Annotated in this window: 24 protein-coding genes; all 24 read left to right on the top strand. The window is 45.8% G+C overall.

Annotated features, from left to right (window positions below):
• The 24 genes from BU202_RS03485 (at window position 1) to smpB (ending at window position 23,355) form a co-directional block, all read left to right on the top strand.
• Window positions 1-315 carry a PTS fructose transporter subunit IIB gene (locus BU202_RS03485; RefSeq protein WP_075104422.1) on the top strand — a complete coding sequence of 105 codons (315 nt, stop codon included), beginning with the start codon at window positions 1-3 and terminating at the stop codon, window positions 313-315.
• Between the two features lie 19 nt (window positions 316-334).
• Entirely contained in the window at window positions 335-1,381 is a 1,047-nt protein-coding gene (locus tag BU202_RS03480) for a PTS fructose transporter subunit IIC (RefSeq protein ID WP_075104421.1), read from the top strand.
• Window positions 1,382-1,391: 10 nt separating this feature from the next.
• Window positions 1,392-2,669 carry a class II D-tagatose-bisphosphate aldolase non-catalytic subunit gene (locus tag BU202_RS03475; RefSeq protein ID WP_075104420.1) on the top strand — a complete coding sequence of 426 codons (1,278 nt, stop codon included), beginning with the start codon at window positions 1,392-1,394 and terminating at the stop codon, window positions 2,667-2,669.
• Window positions 2,670-3,074: 405 nt separating this feature from the next.
• On the top strand, window positions 3,075-4,805 hold the full coding sequence (locus BU202_RS03470) for an ABC transporter ATP-binding protein (RefSeq protein ID WP_075104419.1): 1,731 nt from the start codon (window positions 3,075-3,077) through the stop codon (window positions 4,803-4,805).
• On the top strand, window positions 4,802-6,544 hold the full coding sequence (locus BU202_RS03465; protein ID WP_075104418.1) for an ABC transporter ATP-binding protein: 1,743 nt from the start codon (window positions 4,802-4,804) through the stop codon (window positions 6,542-6,544). Before BU202_RS03470 ends, BU202_RS03465 begins: the two co-directional genes overlap by 4 nt.
• Before the next feature lie 228 nt (window positions 6,545-6,772).
• On the top strand, window positions 6,773-8,170 hold the full coding sequence (locus BU202_RS03460) for a glycoside hydrolase family 1 protein (RefSeq protein ID WP_075104417.1): 1,398 nt from the start codon (window positions 6,773-6,775) through the stop codon (window positions 8,168-8,170).
• 8 nt (window positions 8,171-8,178) lie between these two features.
• Window positions 8,179-9,273, top strand: a complete 1,095-nt coding sequence (locus tag BU202_RS03455; RefSeq protein ID WP_075104416.1) for a DUF871 domain-containing protein — start codon at window positions 8,179-8,181, stop codon at window positions 9,271-9,273.
• Between the two features lie 229 nt (window positions 9,274-9,502).
• Window positions 9,503-11,485: a BglG family transcription antiterminator gene (locus BU202_RS03445; protein WP_075104414.1), complete on the top strand. Its 1,983-nt coding sequence runs from the start codon at window positions 9,503-9,505 to the stop codon at window positions 11,483-11,485.
• A gap of 15 nt (window positions 11,486-11,500) precedes the next feature.
• Window positions 11,501-11,812, top strand: a complete 312-nt coding sequence (locus BU202_RS03440) for a PTS sugar transporter subunit IIB (RefSeq protein WP_075104413.1) — start codon at window positions 11,501-11,503, stop codon at window positions 11,810-11,812.
• A 3-nt stretch (window positions 11,813-11,815) separates the two neighbouring features.
• Window positions 11,816-12,145 (top strand): PTS lactose/cellobiose transporter subunit IIA, encoded by a 330-nt coding sequence (locus BU202_RS03435; protein ID WP_075104412.1) that lies wholly within the window; start codon window positions 11,816-11,818, stop codon window positions 12,143-12,145.
• A complete protein-coding gene (locus BU202_RS03430; protein ID WP_075104411.1) occupies window positions 12,146-12,586 on the top strand; it encodes a DUF3284 domain-containing protein in 441 nt (146 codons plus the stop codon).
• A complete protein-coding gene (locus BU202_RS03425) occupies window positions 12,587-13,930 on the top strand; it encodes a PTS sugar transporter subunit IIC (RefSeq protein ID WP_075104410.1) in 1,344 nt (447 codons plus the stop codon). It begins immediately after the preceding gene.
• Window positions 13,931-14,017: 87 nt separating this feature from the next.
• On the top strand, window positions 14,018-14,731 hold the full coding sequence (locus BU202_RS03420; RefSeq protein ID WP_075104409.1) for an HAD family hydrolase: 714 nt from the start codon (window positions 14,018-14,020) through the stop codon (window positions 14,729-14,731).
• A gap of 71 nt (window positions 14,732-14,802) precedes the next feature.
• Complete coding sequence (gene ybeY / locus BU202_RS03415; protein ID WP_075104408.1) at window positions 14,803-15,300, top strand: rRNA maturation RNase YbeY; 498 nt, start codon at window positions 14,803-14,805, stop codon at window positions 15,298-15,300.
• Window positions 15,281-15,682, top strand: a complete 402-nt coding sequence (locus BU202_RS10650; protein ID WP_244149014.1) for a diacylglycerol kinase family protein — start codon at window positions 15,281-15,283, stop codon at window positions 15,680-15,682. The genes ybeY and BU202_RS10650 overlap by 20 nt, the downstream gene beginning before the upstream one ends.
• A 9-nt stretch (window positions 15,683-15,691) precedes the next feature.
• A complete protein-coding gene (gene era / locus BU202_RS03410) occupies window positions 15,692-16,591 on the top strand; it encodes a GTPase Era (protein WP_244149013.1) in 900 nt (299 codons plus the stop codon).
• Between the two features lie 145 nt (window positions 16,592-16,736).
• A complete protein-coding gene (locus BU202_RS03405; protein WP_075104407.1) occupies window positions 16,737-17,168 on the top strand; it encodes a GNAT family N-acetyltransferase in 432 nt (143 codons plus the stop codon).
• A 10-nt stretch (window positions 17,169-17,178) separates the two neighbouring features.
• Entirely contained in the window at window positions 17,179-18,003 is an 825-nt protein-coding gene (gene mutM / locus BU202_RS03400) for a DNA-formamidopyrimidine glycosylase (RefSeq protein WP_075104406.1), read from the top strand.
• Window positions 18,000-18,596 (top strand): dephospho-CoA kinase, encoded by a 597-nt coding sequence (coaE, locus tag BU202_RS03395; protein ID WP_075104405.1) that lies wholly within the window; start codon window positions 18,000-18,002, stop codon window positions 18,594-18,596. Before mutM ends, coaE begins: the two co-directional genes overlap by 4 nt.
• Before the next feature lie 4 nt (window positions 18,597-18,600).
• Window positions 18,601-19,803 (top strand): multidrug efflux MFS transporter, encoded by a 1,203-nt coding sequence (locus BU202_RS03390; protein WP_279626013.1) that lies wholly within the window; start codon window positions 18,601-18,603, stop codon window positions 19,801-19,803.
• Window positions 19,803-19,952, top strand: a complete 150-nt coding sequence (gene rpmG, locus BU202_RS03385) for a 50S ribosomal protein L33 (protein WP_075099873.1) — start codon at window positions 19,803-19,805, stop codon at window positions 19,950-19,952. Before BU202_RS03390 ends, rpmG begins: the two co-directional genes overlap by 1 nt.
• Before the next feature lie 45 nt (window positions 19,953-19,997).
• A complete protein-coding gene (secG, locus tag BU202_RS03380) occupies window positions 19,998-20,231 on the top strand; it encodes a preprotein translocase subunit SecG (protein ID WP_075104403.1) in 234 nt (77 codons plus the stop codon).
• Window positions 20,232-20,551: 320 nt separating this feature from the next.
• A complete protein-coding gene (gene rnr / locus BU202_RS03375) occupies window positions 20,552-22,885 on the top strand; it encodes a ribonuclease R (RefSeq protein ID WP_089503433.1) in 2,334 nt (777 codons plus the stop codon).
• 2 nt (window positions 22,886-22,887) lie between these two features.
• Complete coding sequence (gene smpB / locus BU202_RS03370) at window positions 22,888-23,355, top strand: SsrA-binding protein SmpB (RefSeq protein ID WP_075104402.1); 468 nt, start codon at window positions 22,888-22,890, stop codon at window positions 23,353-23,355.
• Window positions 23,356-23,418 lie beyond the last annotated feature (63 nt).

Genomic DNA, 23,418 nt, shown 5'->3' with positions numbered 1-23,418 from the left:
ATGAAAGTCGTTGCTGTAACAGCCTGTCCGACAGGCATCGCCCATACTTATATGGCTCAAGAAGCAATTGAAAAAGAGTGTCGGAAGCGGGGGTATGAGGTCCAAGTAGAGACACAAGGAGGCATGGGCATCGAGCAGGAATTGGAGCAAAATCAGATTGACCAAGCAGATGTTGTGATTTTAGCCATCGCAGTTGAAATTGAAGGTCAGGATCGCTTTGATGAAAAGCGTGAGGAAGGCAAGGTGTTGCTGGTTGATCCAGGCGAAGCCATCCGTCATCCAGATCAGGTCTTAAATCAAGCAGAAGCACTATAAATACAAAAGGAGAATAACCATGGAGAAGACGTTGTGGAAAGACTTACAAAAAGCCTTTAATACTGGGGTATCGTATATGCTACCATCGGTTGTCGTAGGTGGGGTCTTTATCGCCCTATCCTTAGCGACAGGAAAGCCTGGCGAAGGAGGAATGGAAGTTAGCAGCCAATTCATGCAGGATTTGCTGGATTTAGGGGTGGCAGGATTTTCCATCATGATTCCGCTACTTGCAGGCTATATCGCCTATTCTATCGCAGGCAAACCTGCTCTTGCACCTGCCATGATTTTGGGTTATGTTGCCAATAATCCAATCGGTTCTGCTCAAGTTAAGACTGGTTTTTTAGGAGCTATGTTGCTAGGTGTGCTGACGGGTTACTTTGTAAAATGGTGTAAAACCTGGAAAGTAACACCAACCATTCGTACCTTGATGCCTATCTTAATCATCCCGATTCTAACAGTCTTTTTATTGGGAATGCTCTACATTTACGTCATTTCTGTTCCGATTGGTGCAGCGATGACATGGCTAGTCGCTACTTTGGGTGAATTACAAGGTGGCAGTGCCATTGTGCTTGGGCTCATTATCGGAGCGATGACTGCTGTTGATATGGGAGGCCCAATCAATAAGACAGCGACAGCTTTTACACTTGCTCTGATGGCAGAAGGTATCTATGCACCAAATGGAGCTCACCGAATTGCAGTAGCGATTCCACCGCTTGCGGTTGCCATCTCAACCTTTATTGATCGGAAAAAATATACCAAAGAAGATCGAGATTTGGGGATGTCAGCCTTCTTTATGGGACTCATTGGTATTACAGAAGGAGCGATTCCTTTTGCAGTCAAAGATATGAAACGGGTATTGCCAGCTATTATCATCGGAAGTGCTGTGGGTGGTGCCTTGGGCATGATTAACAATGTCGAAGCACTGGTACCGCACGGAGGCTTGATTATTTTGCCAGTTGTCAACGGGAAGTTGTGGTATTTCCTTGCCATGCTGATTGGAACGCTGGTATCTGTTGCAATTATCCACTTCACAAAACCAAATCTAGCAGATGAAGAAGTAAAATAAGGAGAAAACTATGTCGAAATTGTCCATTAAATCAGTCGTAGAAGGCTTGCTAGCCTTGCAAAGTCAGGGAGAATCCGCTACCTTGTTAGGGATTGGACCTATGTCACGCAATTGTGTGCAGGCAACGCTCGAATTATCAAAAGAAGATGACTACCCTGTCATGTTTATCGCTAGCCGAAATCAGGTCGATTTGGATGAATTAGGCGGAGGCTATGTCAATGGCTGGAACCAGTTTAGCTTTGCCAAAGCGGTAGAAGAAGTGGCAGAAGAAATTGGCTATGATAATCTCTATTATCTTTGCCGAGACCATGGTGGTCCTTGGCAGCGGGATAAAGAAAGAAATGACCATTTACCAGTAGAAGAAGCCATGCGCCTAGGCCAGCAGTCCTACGTAGGAGACATTGAAGCAGGCTTTGATTTACTGATGATTGACCCGACTAAGGATCCTTTTGAAGTTGGAAAGGTGATTCCACTTGAAGTCGTATTGGATCGGACGGTTGACTTGATTGCCTTCTGTGAAGAGGAGCGTAAGAAACGCGGATTGCCAGAAATTGGCTACGAGGTTGGAACAGAAGAAACAAATGGTGGTTTGACTTCTACGGAGACCTATGAAACCTTCATTCAACAGTTGCAGGAAGAATTAGGGAAACGCCAGTTGCCGATGCCAACCTTTATTGTTGGTCAGACAGGAACCTTGACACGTAAGACTGAACAAGTTGGTCACTTTAATTTTCGAAATGCCTATGATTTAGCACAGATGGCCAAGAAATATGGTGTTGGTTTGAAAGAGCATAATGGGGACTATCTCGATGATGTTACCTTGCTAGAGCATATCCCATCAGCGATTACCGCAACCAATGTAGCCCCTCAATATGGTACGGAGGAAACTCGTGCGTATCTCAATCTAGGAAAAGTCGAACAAAAATTAGTCGAGCAAGGCTTGGTTTCTGAACCGTCTACCATTCGTCAAACCCTTCTCCTACATGCCATTAAAAGTGAGCGATGGAGAAAGTGGATGATGGGAGACCAGAAAGATTTGACGGTTGAGCAAATCTTGGAAGGAGGCAATCAGGAGTTGCAAGAAGAAATCCTAGACATAGCAGGTCATTATACCTTTAACGACGAGGAAGTCAAGGAACAAATCGAGAAACTATATGCCAATTTAGCAGCCTATCATATTGACGGGAAACGGTATGTCATTGACCACATTAAGCGTCCAATTCGGGATTATGCGGAGTGTTACAATCTAAAAGGTGTAACGAGCCGTATCCGAGACTTACAAAAATAAGTTAGAGAGAAGTTGGGACTTTCCTGACTTCTTCTTGCTTGTCCTGCAAAAAAATATTTTCCAAAAAATCCAAGTATTTCTTGACATCCTTACATATTCTGTTAAAATGATAGATATATCACGATTGAAAGGAGAAAAAACAATGAACAACAATGTAGTATTGATGAGTAATGTTGTAATGGTCAACAATGTTGGAATGAACAGTTGTGTTTTTCAGAATAGCCTCCTTTCTAAGTATCAGTCTTAGTGTCTTTTTGTGGACTTGAGGGACTCGAGATGGAGCTATTCTATCTCGGGTTTTTTGTATGCTTTCGAGTCTTTTCGTTTTGATTTGCTACGTCGTTCATGCGTCTTGATTCATACAAAATCAAAACAGAAAGACTGTGGGATTTTAAGGAGGAGAAAATGATAGGATTGATTTTTCGCTATGTAAAGCAGCACAAGTGGCTGTATTTACTAGTTGCGATTACGTTGATTGTTTATGATGTGTGTTTGTTGATACCGACCAAGATTATTCAGGGCTTGGTGGACAAGATTGGTCAGGGGAGCTTGACGAGAGCGGGCTTGATGCAGGATATGCTGCTGTTGCTCGGAGTGACCATTTTGACCTATGTGATGGCCTACATTTGGCATTTGAAGTTGTTCCAGTCATCGGTTCAGTTTAAATTTGATATGCAGCAGCGTTCTTTTCGGAAATTGGTAGTCATGCGGACGCCGTTTTATGAAAAATTTCGCTCGGGCGATGTAATGACCCGCTTTTCAACGGATGTGGAAGGCTTGATGGACATGGTGGGCTATGGGCTCATGATTGTCGTCTATGCTGGTGGGATGATTGCCTTTATCATTCCGACCATGTTTTTCATCTCTTGGGAGATTAGCCTTGTGGCCTTGATTCCGATGACGGTCTTGGTTGCAGCCATTTACTTTGTCGGTCAAAAGCAGGACAAGGCTGTTGAAGTCAACCGTGAAGCGGTAGCTGGCCTCAATGATGAGGTCCTAGAAGTGGTCGAAGGAATTCGAGTGACAAGGGCCTACAGCAAGAAAGAACGACAGGAGCGTAAGTTCCAAGAACGCACGCGCACGCTTGCGCGTGGTGGCGACAATATCATGGCGTTGCAATCTTTGTACAATCCCCTAGCGACCATTTTACTAGGACTTGCGACCATAGCAATTTTAGGGATGGGAGCGATCTTTTTAGAGCGGGGACAGGTATCGCTCGGTCAGGTGATTGCCCTGCAACTCTACACGGTGTCACTCTTAGAGCCTTTTTGGATGCTGTCGGACTTTATCTTGGTCTATCAGACAGGCAAGACCTCTTTTGCGAAATTGCAGGAGTTGGTGGACACGGGTGATGACATGGAAGAAGATGGCAACGAGTGGTTGGCAGGCTTAGATGAGATTGTCTTTGAAAACTACGATTTTTCCTATCCGCAGGCAGAGCGCAATAGTCTGACAGGCATTTCCTGGACTTTGAAGGCAGGTCAGACAGTCGGGATTGTCGGAAAGACAGGTTCGGGAAAAACGACCTTGGTGCGTCAGTTCTTACGTCAATACCCTGTCGGGACAGGAGGCTTTACAATCAATGGCCAATCGGTGCTTGATTTCAAGCGGGATTCCATTGAGAAGAAGATAGGGTATGTACCGCAGGAGCATGTGCTCTTTTCAAAATCCGTTCGGGAAAATATTGCGCTTGGCAAGGTCGGCAGTCAGCTAGAGGAGATTGTTCAAGCCATTGAAACAGCAGACTTTACCAAGGACTTGGAGCGGATGTCAGAAGGCATGGAGACCATGATTGGGGAGCGAGGTGTGTCGATTTCAGGCGGACAAAAACAGCGGATTTCGATTGCGCGAGCCTTTTTGAGAAATCCAGACCTGCTCATCTTGGATGATTCCTTGTCAGCTGTTGATGCGCGAACAGAGCGGCAGATTATTGAAAATATCCAGCGGGAGCGAATGGGCAAGACCAATATCATCGTGACCCATCGCCTGTCTGCGGTGCATCATGCGGATTGGGTCTTGGTGCTAGAGGACGGACGCATCGTCGAAGAAGGAACACCCGCCCAGCTCTTAGCAAACGAAGGCTGGTATTATGAGCAATACCAACGGCAGCAACGTCAGGAAGGAGGAGAAGCATGAGAATCATCATCACCCTATTAAAAGAAATTCGTCATGTCAAGGGCTTGTTTGGCTTTGGAGTGCTCATCTATCTTGGTGCGTCAACTCTGGTACGCCTTTCACCGATTCTCTTGCAACGAATCATTGATGGACCGATAACGGATTTGAGCAAGGGCTTGGCCTTTGATCAAGCAGCTTTTCTCTGGCAATTAGCAGCCTATATGGGCTTAAACATTGTAGGTAGCCTCTTCTTTTATCTGTCAACGCGCATCTTGATGCACTGTGCCAATCGGATTGCGGAAATCTTGCGCAATCGTGCCTACGATCAGATGCAGCGACTGCCGATTTCTTATTTTGATGACAAGCCAGCAGGGAAAATCGCAACGCGGATTGTCAATGATACCGAGACCCTACGCAATCAATTTTATGCGACCTTGGTCTATATCTTTAATAACTTGGTACGCTTGCTCTTTACCTACGGCATCATTTTCTATATGAATGTGACCCTCGGACTGGTTCTGCTAGCCTTATTGCCAGCATTTTATGGGTTGCAGGTCTTTTACAAACGCTTGACTGACCAGCCCATGAAAGAGTTTTATGATGCGAGAAGTGACATCAATACCAAGGTCAATGAAACCATGAATGGGGCAAGCCTGATTCAGCTCTATGGTCAGGAAGAGACTGTAATGCAGGATTTTGAACAGACTGCCAACAAGATGAGGGCAGCCGAAAATCGGATTATCTGGGCGCAGTCTATTGCGACTTGGAACATGACAGAGCTCATCAAATACTTGGTGATTACCCTAGTCCTAACCATTGCAGGTCAGCGTTTCCTAGCAGGTCAGTGGCAGTTGACAGCGGGGATTCTCTTTGTCTATATCAACTATACCGCAGATGTGTTTGATGCGATGGGGCGTCTAGTCCAGCAATTTCCTAATATGCTGCGTTCCTTGGAGACAGGGAAACGCTTGTTGGCCTTGTTGGAAGAGCCTGTAGAAGAAGATGGTGAGGCAGAATTGGCCGTGACAGCAGGTCGTGTGGTCTTTGACCATGTCCAGTTTGCCTATGAAGAAGGCAAGCCCATTTTGCAGGATATTTCCTTTGAGGTAGAAAAAGGCGAGACCATTGCGCTTGTCGGTCATACTGGATCGGGCAAGACCTCCATCATGAACCTCCTCTATCGCTTTTATGATCCGCAAGAAGGTGGTGTCTTTATTGATGGGCAAAATATCAGAGACTATGCGCGTGAAAGTGTCCGCAGTCACATGGGGATTGTCCTTCAAGACCCCTATCTCTTTACGGGGACCATTGGGAGCAATGTCAGCATGAATGACGAGGAGATGGATCGTCAGAAGATTTTGGAATCTCTGGAAAAGGTTGGGGCCAAGGACTTGCTAGGACGGCTTGAAAAGGGGATTGACGAGCCTGTTGTCGAAAAGGGAGCAGCCTTTTCAAGTGGCGAGCGGCAGCTGATTGCTTTTGCTCGTACCCTCTACTCGGATCCTAAGATTTTGATTTTGGATGAAGCGACCTCGCACATTGATACAGAGACCGAAGAAATCATCCAGCATGCCATGGAAGTGGTGAAGGAGGGACGGACAACCTTTATCATTGCCCATCGGCTTTCTACGATTCAAAATGCAGACCAGATTTTGGTACTTGATAAAGGGCAGATTGCCGAGCGAGGTAACCATGAGGAGCTTTTAGCTCTCGGAGGAATCTACGCTCACATGCACGCTATTCAGCAAAAAGTGGGGTAGAGGGCATTGCCTGTTGATAGTTGAGCTGAGAAACTAGGATACAAAATGTAGTTTCAAACGGATAAACAAAGGAGTGATAACAGTCGATTTCATTGAAATCACGACGGCTGTTTTGCTCCTTTTTATCTATTTTCCTTAAGAATGTGGAAAAATATCTTTTTTGAAAGCATTTACAGGGGAGGCTGGAAGGATTATACTAGAGTTAAAAACAGGTGCAAAGGAGAAACTATGTCAGAAAAAACACTATATCGTTTTCCAGAAGGATTTTTGTGGGGGAGTTCGACTTCTGGCCCGCAGAGTGAGGGGATTGTAGCAGGAGACGGTAAGACTAAAAGCAACTGGGACGCTTGGTATGAAAGGGAGCCAGAACGCTTTTTTGATCAGGTAGGTCCTGAAAACACCTCTACCTTCTATCAGCATTTCCGAGAGGATATCCAGCTTCTGAAAGAAACAGGGCATACGGTTTTTCGGACTTCCATTCAGTGGTCACGTTTGATTGCAGACGGGACAGGCGCGGTCAATGAGCAGGCAGTTGCCTTCTACCGTCAGGTCTTTAAGAGCATTGTGGATGAGGGAATCAAGCTGATTGTCAATCTCTATCATTTTGATTTACCATACGCTCTTCAGGAGCGTGGCGGCTGGGAAAACAAGGAGACAGTCTATGCCTATGAGCGCTATGCAAGGACCTGTTTTGACCTGTTTGGCGACATCGTGGATACTTGGATAACCTTTAATGAGCCGATTGTTCCTGTCGAATGTGGGTATTTAGGAGATTTTCATCTACCTGGTGTAATCGATGCCAAGGCGGCCGCCTTGGTGGCCTATCATACGCAGTTGGCAAGCTCATTAGCTGTCAAGGCCTGTCATGAAACGCATCCAGACCATCGGATTTGCATTGTCTTGAATTTGACTCCAGCCTATCCACGCAGTGACAGCAAAGAAGACCAAGATGCCGCACGGATTGCTGAATTGTTCCAAACCAAGAGTTTCCTAGATCCATCTGTTCTAGGTGTTTACCCGCCTGAATTGGTGGACATCTTAAAGAAACATGATATCCTACCGTTAGCAACGCAAGAAGAATTGACCATCATCAAGGAAAACACGGTTGATTTTCTAGGGGTGAACTACTATCAACCTCTGCGCGTGCAAGCTAGAAGCAGTCAGCCAAGTGAAGACGAGCCTTTGACACCGCATTATTACTACGAGCCTTACGATATGCCTGGCAAGAAAATTAATCCGCACCGTGGCTGGGAAATCTATGAAAAAGGCATTTACGATATTGGCATGAACCTCAAGGAGCATTATGGCAATATTGAATGGCTGGTGACGGAAAATGGTATGGGAGTGGAAGGTGAGGACAAATTCCGCGAGAAGGGCGTGATTCAAGATGACTACCGCATTGACTTTATCGCCGACCATTTGGTGGAGCTCCACAAGGCGATAGAAGCTGGGGCTAACTGTAAGGGATATATGCTGTGGACCTTTATCGATTGTTGGTCTTGGCTCAATGCCTATAAGAATCGCTATGGTCTAATTGAACTGGATCTAGATACCCAAGAGCGGACGATCAAAAAGTCAGGTCATTGGTTTAAAGAACTGAGTCAAAACAACGGTTTTGAGAGATAGGAGGCGCTATGCTAGCACTTGGATTTTCGCTCTATCCTGAGAAATACGACATCAAGCAGTCCTTGGCTTATATCGATTTACTTGCCAAGTATGGAGCTAAGCGGCTTTTTATGAGCCTCTTGCAGCTCACAGATGGTATGGACGACTATAGCTCGTTCTATCAGGACATTATTGCCTATGCTAATCGCAAGGGCATTCGAGTGATTGCAGATGTCAGTCCGGCCTTTTTAGCGGCCAATGGCTGGCACGATTGTTTGGTGGAAAAATGCCGGGAATTTGGTTTAGCAGGTGTTCGCCTGGATGAGGCGTTGCCACTAGATGAGATGGTACTCTTGACGCAGAATACGGCTGGTCTCAAAATCGAACTCAATATGAGTACGGATAAGCACTTGCTGACAGAATTATTAGAAGCAGAGGCAGATGTGGAGAATATCATTGCCTGCCACAATTTTTATCCCCATGAATTTACAGGGCTTTCGCGCCAGCACTTCTTAGACATGTCACGCTTTTACCACGAAAGAGGGATTGAAACGGCTGTCTTTCTAAGTTCCAATACGGCGCAAGAAGGACCATGGCCTGTGACAGAGGGGCTTCCCACTTTGGAAGAAATTCGGCATGCTCCCTTGACGGTGCAGGCGGAAGTGATGAAAGCAACAGGCCTGTTTGATACAGTCCTGATTTCCAATCAATTCATCGCAGAAAGCGAATTGGCAGGTCTTGTCAAGGTTTTGGAGCAAGACAGTATTGGGCTCACCTACGAGCCTTTGGTAGAGTTGACCGCTGTAGAACAGGCTGTCCTTGATTTTCCGCATCGGTATCGGGGAGATGTGTCTGACTTTGTCATTCGCTCGACCGAGCCTCGTGTGCGCTATCAGGAGGCCAGTATTCCGCCACGCACGCAGTCCAAGGAGGTTACAAGAGGGACGATTGTGATAGATAACGATGCCTACCTGCGCTACAAGGGGGAGTTGCAGATTGCCCTCAAAACCTTTACCGTCAGCGAGAAAGCCAATATTGTCGCCCGACTTACACCGTGGAGCTTGCTGATGTTGGATTATCTGCAACCCTGGCAGGACTTCACCTTGAAAGAAACAGCGATGTGATAAATGATCGAAAAGCTAGGCCAAGGGCCTGGCTTTTTCTCTGTCTAGGACAAGGCAAGGAGCTGCAGGTAGAACTGGCGTTCATCAAAGCGACTGAACGATGTCCTAACCTTTATTCAATTCACTATAAATTTCATCAGTATTGCGGAAAAAAGGAGTGTGAAGGCTTGATGAATATTTGGTACAATAGAAAGTAAGAAAAGGCTTACAAAAGGATCGGAGGTGAGAAATGCTAACGAAAAAAGAGGCAGCGATTGTGCAGGTCTTGCTAAGGCATGAGGGAACCTATATTTCCAGTCAAAAGATAGCAGCAGCCATTGGAATGAGCGACCGCACCGTCCGAAAATATCTGCAAATCATCGAGGATAAAATTGCCAAAAGAGGGGCAGAGCTGATTTCCAAATCAGGCTATGGCTACCAGTTGTCCTTTCGAGATGAGGAGCAGTTTCAGCTCTACTGGCAGGAATGGCAGCAGTCGGATAAGTTGGTCAAGGACGTAAGCCAACTGGAGGAAGCGACAGACAGGCGTCACTACATTATTCACAAACTCTTTTTGGAGGCGGGCTGTCCCACGATTTTGGACTTGTCGCAGGAATTGTACCTGAGTAAGACCAGTGTCTCGCAGCTGTTGACGGAAATTAAGGACTTGGTTCGCCCCTATGGACTCGAGATTCAGATTAGCAGAAAAGGCATTCAGGTCGTAGGAAGCGAGCCTGCTATCCGCCACTTTATCAAAGATTATTTCTTTATGGATAGCTTCCAAAATTCTGTTTTTTCTCTACTCCAGCACGATGTTCTTGAAGAAAGTCATTTTTCGGATATTATCATGATTGTCATCGATGAATGCCGAAACGGTCAGTTGCAATTGCCTGACTTTGTCTTGCATAATCTAGTGGTTCACTTAGCTTTAATGATGAGTAGGATTCGTCTGGGCAATCCAGTCCAGCTGGTTTCCCATCAAGAGGATAGAAAGAGTCCAGAATACCAAGTGGCAACAAGGATTTTAGGACGCTTAGCAGAACGCTTTTCCATCGAATTTCCGGAGAAAGAAGCAGCTTATATCTCCATTCACTTGCATGGAGGAAAAGAAGAAACAGGTAGCAATCAAACAGCAGATAGCGTGACAAGACACCTACGAGAGCGCTTGGAAAGACTGGGTCAGCAGCTAGCTACTCCCTTAGAGCTGGATGTACATCTGCTCGATTCATTGAAGGTGCATTTTATTCCCTTCCTGCATCGGATTCACAATGACATTCAGCTAGTCAATCCCTTGACAGAAGAGATTGCAGCCCAGTATCCCGAGGTTCTTGCGACAGTCAAGGAAGTGTTCTCTTCTATGCCTGAATTACAAGGTCAAGCCATCACAGATGATGAATATGCCTATATTAGTTTGCATGTCTTGGCGTCTTTGGAGAAAATGAGCGGACAGGTCCGCTACCGTGTCCTAGTCGTTTGTGCAAGTGGCTACGGAAGTGCTAGGATGTTGAAGCATCGACTGGAAAATGAATTTCCAGCAGAATTAGACATTGTAGAAGTTGCGAGTTATCTCGATTTGACCGAGCAAGACTTGACAGGCATTGATTTTATCATCTCCTCGGTGGACTTGAGTAGTGTGGTCTTTCTCGTTCCAGTGGTCAAGGTCAGCGTTTTGTTGCAGCAGCAAGACATTACCCGTATTCGTAGCCACATGACCAAGAGGGTCTGGACGAGGGAAGAGCCAGCTGTGACCAAAAGGAGCCTAGAAAAGAAGGCTGGTCCGCTAGGAGATGTAGCCCAATTATTTCAGGAAGCGCAATTCTTGTATCTTGATCAGCAGGTGGACAAGGAGACGGTCTTATCCCAGATGATTCACTGCCTGGAAGAAGGGGGAGACCCACACTTTCGACAGGATTTCCGCAAGCAGATTGCGATTCGGGAAAATCTTAGCTCCGTTGTCTATGAGGAAGTCCTCGCCTTTCCGCATCCGCCAAAGGCGCTGACCCAAAAAGAACAGGTAGTGATAGCTGTTTGCCGTTATCCGATTTACTGGGATAAGGAACATGACCAGGTGCGGTTTGTCTTTCTGCTATCTCCCTCAACAGGGAAAAATGAGCGGATGAAGCTGGTCACACCGGTCCTCGCATCCTTTGTACATGCCCCTGATTTGCAAGAAACCTTGCAGAAAAACCCAACCGTTGAACAATTCAAAGAACTATTTATCCCTTTACTATAGGGAAGGAGGAAAACAATGAAAAATATCATGTTAGTATGTAATGCTGGTATGTCTACTAGTATGTTAGTAACCAAAATGCTCAAAGCAGCAAGCGACAAAGGCGTAGAAGCAAGTATTTGGGCTGTTCCGATTTCTGAAGTTGCAGATGAGGTAGCTAATAAAACAATTGATGTCTTGCTAGTCGGACCTCAGGTCAAATTTATGTTGGACGAGTACAAGGAAAATTACGAGCCAAACATCAAGGTTGGCGACATCAATATGATGGATTACGGCACTATGAATGGGGCCAACGTCTTGGACTTTGCCTTGAAATTACTAGGAGAGTAGCCTATGGGAGAACCAGCAAATCTTGAAGCGATTATGGGGCTGATTATGCACGGGGGCGATGCTAAGGGCAATGCGGTCGAAGCCATTCGTGCAGCTAAAAAAGGGGATTTTGATGCAGCAGCAAGTTTCCTTGAAAAAGCCAACCATGCTCTGAACATTGCCCATAAATCACAAACGGCCTTATTAGCAGAAGAAGCAGCCGGACAGTCAATCGAAGTTTCCCTTTTAATGGTCCATGGTCAAGACCACTTGATGAATGCCATTACCTTCTTGGATATGGCCAAGGAAACGATTGATTTATACCGCAGGATAGAGGAAATCGGAGGACAGTAGATGGAAGCTCGTCTGACAGTAACAGGTCAACTTGAAGCCTTTTATGCCTTATACCTAGAATTGTTTCAGGAGGACTATCAAAGAGCAACAGGCAAGTCCCTTCCGCTGTCTGAGATAAGAGAGGGCTTGAGTTACGTCAAGCGTTTCGGAAAAAAAGAGGAGCAGTCCGTCAAAGTGACCTTGCAGCAGTTGGTGGAAAAGGAGTGCTACGCCGTTGCGATTCAATCAAACCGCGGTGTGCAGTTTTTGACCTACCGCTTGGAAGAGGTGGGAGATAATCAGGTAGAAATTGTCTACACCGAAGATTATCTGCCAGAAGGGCGCTGGAACAAGCTCAACTATAAATTATTGCTTCCTCTTATGAAACGGAGTTTAGAGAAGCGTATGCTTCTTCAAATTAAAAAATTTGCAGAATTTGCAACAAAAAAGGAGGTTCATTAAATGGACACATTTATGAAAATTTCAGGCAAACTGGGCTCGCAGAAGCACCTAGTTGCCATTCGGGATGCTTTTCTTGCCATGTTTCCGCTGACCATGGCAGGGGCGATTGCAGTCTTAATCAATGTCTTGGTGCGTGACATTCCAAACAGCATGGGCAATACCGGCTTTGCAGAAAGCATGCAGCCCCTCATCACCTTAAATGGTTGTGTTTACTTTGGAACGATTGCCATTATGGCGCTAGCCTTCGTCTTTGCCCTTGGTTACAATCGAGCTCAACATGAAAAGCTCAATCCGATTGCAGGGGGCTTGGTTTCTTTTGCAGCCTTCATCTCGACCATTCCACAGACAGTGACCATTATCACAGACGTGGCAGGTCTTGATAAGTCTATTGTCAAAGCCTTGGCAGATTTTGGTTTGACCATCTCAGAAAGCGGTTTGGAAACTTCTGACTGGGGTGCCATCAAGGTTGCCTATGCAGGTGCGACTGGCTTGTTTACTGCTATGATTATCGGTCTACTTTCAGCAGAAATTTACTGCTTCTTGATGAAAAAGAAAATCATCATCAAGATGCCAGATACGGTACCGCCAGCTGTTAACAAGGCCTTTGCTTCCATGATTCCAGGGATTGTAGCCATCTACGTTTCAGCCTTTATCGGCTTTATGGCAGTACAATTATCTGGTCAATCCTTGAACGACTTGGTATCAGCCTACATTCAAAAACCATTGCTTGGTCTATCTCAAGGCTGGTTCAGCGTTGTCTTGCTTTCTTTCCTTGTACAATTGTTCTGGTTCTTCGGACTTCATGGACACAATGTATTGGGACCTGTCTTGGATGGTATCTACCTACCTGCTCTCCTTGAAAATACAGCAGCCCACGAAGCTGGCAAGGCTCTTCCTTACATCTGGACTCGTGGATCTTTCGATGCTTACGGGCAAATGGGTGGTTCAGGTGTGACCATTGCCTTTATCATTGCAGTCTTCCTCTTCTCAAAACGCCAAGAATACCGTGCAGTTGCGAAGCTCTCTGCACCAATGGGAATCTTCAATATCAATGAGCCAGTAACCTTTGGTATTCCAATGGTCTTGAATCCACTCTTTGTGATTCCGTGGTTGATTGTTCCGCCAATCTGTTGTGGTATTGCCTATGCAGCGACAGCTCTTGGCTTGATTCCACCAGTCTACGTAGCCATTCCATGGATTACCCCTCCAGGTCTTTATGCCTTCCTTGCAACAGGTGGGAATGTCTTGGCAGGTATCATTTCCTTATTCAACGTCTTTATCGCCTTTCTCATCTGGACACCATTTGTTATTGCAGCAAATAAGGTAGAAGTAGGAGAAAATTAAAATTAGGAAGCTAGCTCGGCTAGCTTCTTTTTGCTTCTTACCAAGCTCATTTCAGCAATAAATTCGGATTTTTGCTAGAATAGAAGTATGAAAGCATTGATTTTTGATTTGGACGATACCTTGTATAATCAGGAGCAGCCCTTTAAGCGAGCGGTTCAGGCACATTTACCTGTTCAAGATGAGCAAATGGAGGCCTTGTATATTGCCTTTCGCCTCTATGCGGATGAAGTGTTTGAAGCGGCAACGGCAGGCGATATGCCACTTGAAGCTAGCCACATCTATCGCATGAAACGGGCCTTGGCTGATTTTGGCTATGAGGTTTCAGATGATTTGGCTCTCACCATTCAAAAAGCCTATCAAGAAAACCAAGGTCAGCTCATCCTCAGTCCAGAATTTCCAGCCATTTTTGACTATTGCCACCAGCACAAGATTCATCTAGGCATTATCACCAATGGTCCCCATCTCCACCAGTTGCGCAAGTTGCAGTCTTTGGAAATGACCAACTGGATTGCAGAAGATATGACGATCATTTCTGGTCAGGTGGGTGTTACCAAGCCCTCGAAGGCGATTTTTGATATGATGGCAGAGCGATTGCAACTCTTACCCGAGGATATCTGCTATGTTGGCGATTCCTTTGAAAATGATGTTGTCGGTGCAAAGGGAGCAGGCTGGAAAGCCATTTGGCTCAATCACCGCAGGCGGAAAGCTCCCCAAAGTCCCTATCAAGCCGATGCGGTGGTGGAAAAGCGGAACGACTTGCTTGGTGTGATTGAGGAGCTCACTTCTAGCTCAATCAACTAACTTGGAGGGCCCTTTTTTTCCTTTCCTCCTAGTTTGTGATATAATAAAATCAAGAAAGAATGTGGTGAGACATGTATATTGAAATGGTGGATGAAACCAAGCAGGTGACGCAGGAGATGCAAACGCAGATCCGAGACTTGCTGGAGTTTGCGGCTCAAAAGATTGGCAAAGAGCAAAAAGAAATGGCCGTGACTTTTGTAGACAATGCGCGTGTTCATGAGGTGAATCTGGAATACCGCGGTATCGACCGTCCGACAGATGTGGTGAGCCTAGAGTATAAGCCAGAAACAGAGATTGTCTTTGATGAGGAAGACCTGCTTGATAACCCCGAGTTGAGTGAGATGTTGGAGGATTTTGATGCCTATATTGGAGAATTGTACATTTCCATTGACAAGGCACATGAGCAAGCAAAAGAGTATGGCCATAGTTTTGAACGCGAAATGGGCTTTTTAGCTGTGCACGGTTTTCTGCATATTAACGGCTATGACCACTATACGCCTGAAGAAGAAGCAGAAATGTTTGGGTTACAAGAAGAGATACTGACAGCTTATGGACTTACACGAGAATAATCCACAAAAAAAATGGAAAAATAGAGATCTGGTTGCCAGCCTTGAATTTGCGGTGACAGGTCTTTTTACGGCTTTTAAAGAAGAGCGCAATATGCGCAAACATCTCGTATCTGCGATTTTGGTCGTGATAGCGGGATTTATTTTTCAAGTATCGATGACCGAGTGGCTATTTTTGCTCTTGAGTATTAGCCTGGTTATCGCCTTTGAAATCGTCAATTCTGCTATTGAAAATGTGGTGGACTTGGCGTCAGGTTATCACTTCTCCATGTTGGCCAAAAATGCCAAGGATATGGCAGCAGGTGCGGTTTTGTTTGTATCAGGTTTTGCTCTCTTGACGGGGCTACTGATTTTTCTTCCAAAAATTTGGAATTTAATTTTTTAAGAGGTATGTATGACATTTAAATCAGGCTTTGTAGCCATTTTAGGACGGCCGAATGTTGGGAAATCAACCTTTCTCAACTATGTAATGGGACAAAAAATTGCCATTATGAGTGACAAGGCGCAGACGACGCGCAATAAAATCATGGGGATTTACACGACAGAGACCGAGCAGATTGTCTTTATTGATACGCCCGGTATCCATAAGCCCAAGACAGCCTTGGGGGATTTTATGGTGGAATCTGCCTACAGCACCTTGCGCGAAGTGGACACGGTTCTGTTCATGGTGCCAGCAGATGAGCCACGTGGCAAGGGCGATGATATGATTATCGAGCGCTTGAAAGCAGCTAAAGTCCCTGTGATTTTGGTAGTCAATAAGATTGACAAGGTGCATCCAGATCAGCTCTTGGAGCAGATTGATGACTTTAGACAGCAGATGGACTTTAAGGAAATTGTGCCGATTTCTGCGACCCAAGGAAATAATGTCAACCGTCTCATGGAAATCTTGAAAGACAGCCTTGACGAAGGGTTCCAATATTTCCCTGCAGACCAGATTACAGACCACCCAGAGCGCTTCTTGGTCTCTGAAATGATTCGGGAGAAAGTCCTTCACTTGACCCGCGAGGAAATTCCGCATTCGGTAGCTGTGGTCATTGACAGCATGAAACGAGACGAGGAGACGGATAAGATTCACATTCGGGCAACGATTATGGTCGAGCGTGACAGCCAAAAAGGTATCGTCATCGGAAAAGGCGGCGCTATGCTCAAGAAGATTGGCTCCATGGCCCGCCGTGACATCGAGCTGATGTTGGGGGATAAAGTCTATTTAGAAACCTGGGTCAAGGTCAAGAAAAATTGGCGGGATAAGAAGTTAGACTTAGCAGACTTTGGCTATAATCAGAAGGAGTATTAGGTGGCCGATACTCGTCAAAAATCAAAGGTAGGGGACTTATTCGCCTGACTTTGATTTTAGAGACGATGGTTTTCGTACAGAACAAACGGGCAGGACAACGGCCCGTTGACTTTTGTACAGATTAGGAGCGTTGGAGGCTTGGCGAATGAGTGGAAGAATTGTCTTAGCGCGAGAAGACGAGGTAGAGATTTGGCTAGGCTTTGCGAGGCAGGTGTGGTCTAGTGATGCAGAGCGTTTGCGGACAGGATTTCTAAACCACCAGTTTCCGTATGAATTCTTGTACTGGAAGGCAGGCGAAGCCCTTGCTTGGCTCAGTCTCTCCATCCGAAAAGAATACGTGGAGGGCTGTTCCAGCCTACCGATTGCCTACTTGGAGGGAATTGCTGTGCTACCGCACGCCAGAAAACAAGGAATCGCAGGAGAATTGCTCACGTTTGCCAAACGATGGGCTAAAGAGCAGGGATGCTCTCAACTAGCTTCAGATTGTGCCTTAGAAAATAATTCTAGTCAGGAATTTCATCGCAAGATTGGCTTTCGTGAAGTAGGCCGAAGTATTCATTACATCGTAGAAATATGAAAGGAGCCTTATGCCAGAATTACCAGAGGTTGAGACGGTCCGTCAGGGGCTAGAAAGACTGGTTGTCGGAAAAAGAATTCAAAAAGTGGAGATTGCCTATCCACGTATGGTGCTGACAGGGGCAAAGCTATTGAATGAGGCCTTGGTTGGGCAAGAAATCTGTGAAATCAAGCGACGCGGGAAATATCTCCTGCTCTACTTGACCGATTTTGTCCTGATTTCGCATTTGCGCATGGAGGGTAAGTACCATTATTTCCGTGACCAAGTGCCAGAAAATAAGCATTTTCATGCCTTTTTCACCTTCACAGATGGGAGCCATTTGGTCTATCAAGATGTGCGGAAATTTGGCACTTTGGAATTGCTGGGCAAGGAGCAGGTGGAGGATTATTTCCTCTCTAAAAAATTAGGGCCAGAGCCGACAGCCGAAGACTTTGTCTATGAAGCCTTTTGCGCCCAGCTTGCCAAGTCGAAAAAGCCGATTAAGGCGCATCTCTTAGATCAGACCTTGGTCGTGGGGCTGGGCAATATCTACGTAGATGAAGCCTTATTTCAAGCAGGTATTCACCCAGCAAGGAGCAGCCACAGCCTATCAAGAGCAGAAAGCAAGGCCTTGCACCAAGCCATTATTGCTGTCTTGCAATTAGGTGTTGAAAAGGGTGGCTCGACCATTCGAACCTACAAAAATGCGCTCGGTATGGACGGCACCATGCAGGATTATCTACAAGTCTATGGAAAGCAGGGACAGCCTTGCCCCCGTTGCCAGACTGAAATTCTGAAATTTCAGCTATCTGGTCGGGGGACACATGTTTGTCCTCGATGTCAGGTGGCGCCATGACACAGGTAATCGGGATAACAGGTGGAATTGCTTCGGGAAAATCCACGGTGACAGCCTATTTGCGAAAGTGTGGCTATCAGGTGATTGATGCGGACCAAATCGTCCATCAATTGCAACAAAAAGGTGGGAAGCTCCATCAGGTTTTAGTAGAAGCATTTGGGAGCAATATTTTAGCAGAAGATGGAGAACTAAACCGAGAGCAGCTCGGGCGTTTGGTCTTTGAGCAAGCTGAAATACGAGTACGCCTCTCGCAGTTGCAAGATAGGATAATCCGCGAGGCCTTGCTTGCGGAACGCGATCGGCTAGCCAAAACGCAGGAGGTGTTCTTTATGGATATTCCTCTGCTCTTTGAGCTCGGATATGAGGATGTAGTCTCTGAAGTCTGGCTCGTCATGCTGGCACCAGATGTACAGTTGGAGCGACTGATGGAGCGCAATCAGCTAGATGAGGAGGCGGCGAAACAGCGGTTAGCTGCGCAAATGCCTCTGGAAGAAAAGAAAAAGCGAACCCCTTATCAGATTGATAATGGTGGAGAAAGGCTTGCAACTTATGTACAAGTTGACCAGCTTTTACAGCGTATAGAAAGAAGATGATGGTATTTTAAGTCAGGATGTTTGGAAGCAAAATTTAAAAATTGCTTGGGTAGGAAATTTTTTAACAGGGGCTAGCTTTTCGATGGTCATGCCCTTTATCTCTGTCTTTGTCGAGGAATTGGGAACTCCCAAAAATCAGGTAGAATTTTACGCAGGTCTTGCTGTATCGACAACGGCTTTAGCGTCAGCCTTGATGTCGCCAATCTGGGGAAGCCTTGCAGACCGCTACGGACGAAAACCAATGATGGTGCGAGCTAGTTCAGTCATGGTTCTCAGTATGGGAGGCTTGGCCTTTGTGCCCAATGTCTTTTGGCTCATTCTCTTGCGGATTCTGACAGGGGTGTTTGCAGGCTACGTGCCAAATTCTACAGCCTTGATTGCCAGTCAAGTACCGAAAGAAAAAACGGGCTATGCCCTTGGGACCTTGTCAACTGGCCTGGTGGCAGGAACCCTGATTGGACCGATGCTAGGAGGCTTCTTGGCAGAAGTCGTTGGCATGCGACTGGTCTTTCTGATTGTAGGGATTTTGCTCCTGCTGGTAACGATTGTGACCTTCTTTTATATCAAGGAAGATTTCACACCGATTAAGGCGGGTCAGGAAATGAGCCTTCAGGAGGTTTTTCATCAAATCAAGGACAAGCAGATTGTGCTTAGCCTATTTGTCACTAGCATGATTATTCAAATGGCAGCCCAGTCAGTAGTGCCGATTTTGACCCTCTATATTCGCCATTTGGGGCAGACAGAAAATCTCTTGTTTGTTTCTGGAATGATTATTTCTGCCTTGGGGATTTCCTCCATGTTTAGCTCGCCACAGTTGGGAAAATTAGGAGATCGGATTGGCAACCATCGGCTCTTGCTTGCAGCCCTTTTCTACAGTTTTGTGATGAACTGGCTCAATGCTCATGCTACCACTCCCCTACAACTGGGGATTTTCCGATTCTTATATGGCTTTGGGACAGGAGCGCTCTTGCCATCTGTCAATTCGTTACTGGCAAAATTAACGCCTAAAGAGGGCATTTCACGGATTTTTTCATTTAACCAAACCTTTATGTATATGGGGTCTGTACTGGGACCTATGTTGGGGTCAGGAGTAGCGACCTATCTCGGTTATCGTTGGGTCTTTTATGTGACCTGTAGCCTTGTCATGGTCAATCTGGTCTGGTCTCTCTTTAGCTTTAGAAATTACTTGAAAGTAAGGGAAATTTAGTGAGAGTTAAAATCAATTTACAATGTTCAGAATGTGGCAGTAAAAATTACCTGACCAGTAAGAACAGCAAAACGCATCCGCAGAAAATTGAAGTGTTAAAATATTGTCCAAAAGAGAGAAAAGTAACGCTACATCTTGAAACCAAGTAAATTTTGTGGTATACTGTGGGGAGTTCTAAAAGAAAGAGAAAAAATATGTATAACGCTTTATTAACCATTCTTTTAATTTTATCTGCTATTATCGTGATTGCAATCTTTATGCAACCAGCTAAAAATCAATCTAGCAACGTATTTGATGCCAGTTCAGGAGCCCTCTTTGAACGGACAAAGGCGCGGGGCTTCGAGGCTGTGATGCAGCGTTTGACCGCTATTCTCGTCTTTTGCTGGATGTTGATTGCGCTGGCCTTGGTAATTATTTCAAGTAAGTAAAAAGACTGGGACTTTGTTCTTGGTCTCTTTTTTATCATGTGCTATAGTCGTTTCGTTTTCATTTATAACGTCGTTAACTCGTCTTGCTCCAACAGTCTAGGAGACTGTTGGAGGTTGGAAATAAGGATTAAGCATAATCCTCAATAGTCCCAGTTATGTCTGCGACTCGTTGCCTAGTACTAAATCAAAACGAAACGACTATAGCAAGCTGAGAGTATCTATGTTTGAAAGACTATAAAATTCTACTAGCTAAAAAATATCAAAAAGAGCAGTTGATACATATCAATGTATATTACATATAACATAACGAAAAGAGAAACATGAAAAAAGAAATCATTGATTATATTGAAACAGTTGGTCCTGTGACCATGGATCAACTAGCAGACCATTTTCAAGCAAGGTCTGCCAAAGAATTTACAGCCTTGGTCAAGCAGGTGTCCAGTATGGAGGGACGCCGGCAATTACGTTTTGACGATCAGGGGAGAATTGCCTTGCCAGAAAAGAAGAAAAAGAATCGCGTGACCTTAACAGGTATTTTCCGTGCCAATAAAAATGGCTTTGGCTTTGTCACGGTCGATGAGGCAGAAGATGACCTCTTTATCGGGCGTAACGATGTCAACCATGCCATTGAGGGCGATAGGGTTGAAGTAGCGATTAAAAAAGTTGCTGACCGCCTCAAGGGGACGGTGGCCGAAGCAGAAGTGATCGATATCTTAGAGCATAGTCTTAAGACAGCTGTCGGTCAGGTCATCTTTGATGAGGATAAAAAGGAATACGCAGGCTACATCAAGTCGAAAAATCAAAAGATTAGCCAGCCGATTTACCTGAAAAAATCAGCCCTTGTTTTAGACGGGACAGAGATTGTCAAGGTCGATATCGAGCAATATCCTAACAAAAAACGGGATTATTTTGTAGCGACAATCCGTGATGTCATCGGACATAAGGACGATGTTGGGATTGATGTTCTGGAAGTGCTCGAATCCATGGATATTCTCTCTGAATTTCCAGATGAGGTCTTGGCAGAAGCCAATCAAATCCCAGACCAGCCGTCAGAAAAGGACTATGAAGGACGCTTGGATTTGCGTCAGGAGATTATTTTTACCATTGACGGAGCAGATGCCAAGGACTTGGACGATGCGGTTCATATCAAGCAACTAAAAAATGGGAATCTAGAGCTCGGGGTTCATATCGCAGATGTCTCCCACTATGTGACAGAAGGTTCAGCGCTTGATCAAGAAGCCCTCCATCGTGGGACATCGGTCTACGTGACAGACCGTGTGGTGCCTATGTTACCGGAGCGTTTGTCAAATGGCATTTGTTCCCTCAATCCCCATGTTGACCGCTTGACCCAGTCTGCCATCATGGAGATTGACCGAAAAGGGCGCGTGGTCAAGCACTGGCTGGGACAGACGGTGATTAAGACGACCTATCGCATGACCTATGCGGATGTCAATCGGATGATTGCAGGGGACAAGGCGAAATTAGAAGAATTTTCAAAAATTGTACCGAGTGTGGAGAAGATGGTTCTACTCCATAAAACCTTGGAAACGATGCGGCTCAAGCGCGGAGCGCTTAATTTTGATACCCATGAAGCCAAGATTATCGTCAATAAGGACGGTCTCCCAGTCGACATTCAACTGCGCCAGCGTGGCATTGCAGAGCGCATGATTGAGTCCTTTATGCTGGTCGCAAATGAAACGGTTGCGGAGCATTTTAGCAAGTTAGACCTGCCTTTTATCTATCGGATTCACGAGGAGCCAAAGGCGGATAAATTGCAGAAGTTCATCGATTACGCCAGCAGCTTTGGCCTTGGAATTGGAGGGACAGCGAGCTCCATTAGCTCCGAGGCCTTGCAGGATTTGATGGCGCGCGTAGCCAATGAGCCTTATGCGGATGTCCTTAATATGATGCTTCTGCGCTCCATGCAGCAGGCTCGTTATTCAGAGCAAAATCATGGTCACTATGGACTAGGTGCGGATTACTACACGCATTTTACCAGTCCGATTCGTCGCTATCCTGACCTCTTGGTTCACCGCATGGTGCGGGAATATGGCAATCTTACGCCAGAAGTGGTGGCGCATTTTGAAGCTGCCATTCCTGCCATTGCCAAGCAGACATCGAGCTTGGAACGCCGTGCGATTGATGCCGAGCGCGAAGTGGAAGCCATGAAAAAAGCCGAATACATGCAGGAATTTGTGGGGCAAGAATTTGACGGTGTGGTGTCTAGCATCGTCAAGTTTGGTCTCTTTGTCGAGTTGCCAAATACGGTTGAGGGCTTGATTCACATTCAAAACTTGCCTGAATTTTACCATTACAATGAAAGAACCTTGACTCTCAAGGGGGAAAAATCAGGACGTGTCTTTCATGTGGGTCAAAGCATTCGCATCAAGCTGACGCGGGCAGACAAGCTGACAGGTGAGATTGATTTTGCCCATGTACCGTCTGAACTGGATGTACTAGAGCCGCCGCTCAAAGCAGTCCGCAAAAGCAAGAGCCATGCCAATCGGGATCGTTCCGATAGAACAGGTCGAGGCAAAGGCAAGGGACGCAAGCAAGAGGGAGCGCTCCATTCTTCCAATAAAAAAGGAAAAGACAAGAAAAAGAAGCCATTTTATAGGGAAGTGGCGAAACCAAAACGCAAAAAAAGGAGATAGAGATGGCAAAGGGTGAAGGAAAGGTCCTCGCACAAAATAAGAAAGCCCGTCATGACTATAGCATTGTGGATACCATTGAAGCAGGGCTGGTCTTGACTGGGACGGAAATTAAGTCTATCCGAGCAGGTCGAATCAATCTCAAAGACGGCTTTGCCCAGATTCGAAAAGGCGAGGCCTGGCTCAACAATGTCCACATCGCCCCTTACGATGAGGGCAATATCTGGAATCAAGATCCGACCAGAACGCGCAAATTGCTCCTACGTAAGAAGCAGATTACAAGCCTTGAGCAGGAGATCAAGGGAACAGGAATGACCCTTGTGCCCCTCAAGGTCTACCTCAAAGACGGCTTTGCCAAGGTCTTAATTGGCCTTGCCAAAGGAAAACACGACTATGACAAGCGCGAGTCCATCAAACGCCGCGAACAAAACCGCGACATTGCCCGCACGATGAAGGCAATCAATGCGAGGTAGAGGCCCTATTCTCTGTTAACCAAGGTTAGCAGGGATTTTTTATTTGTAGGAAAATAGTAGTTA

It is taken from the genome of Streptococcus cuniculi (assembly GCF_001921845.1).
GTDB lineage: Bacteria > Bacillota > Bacilli > Lactobacillales > Streptococcaceae > Streptococcus > Streptococcus cuniculi.
Note: the sequence above shows the minus strand (reverse complement) of the source record. Positions and strands in the feature narration are given on the sequence as shown.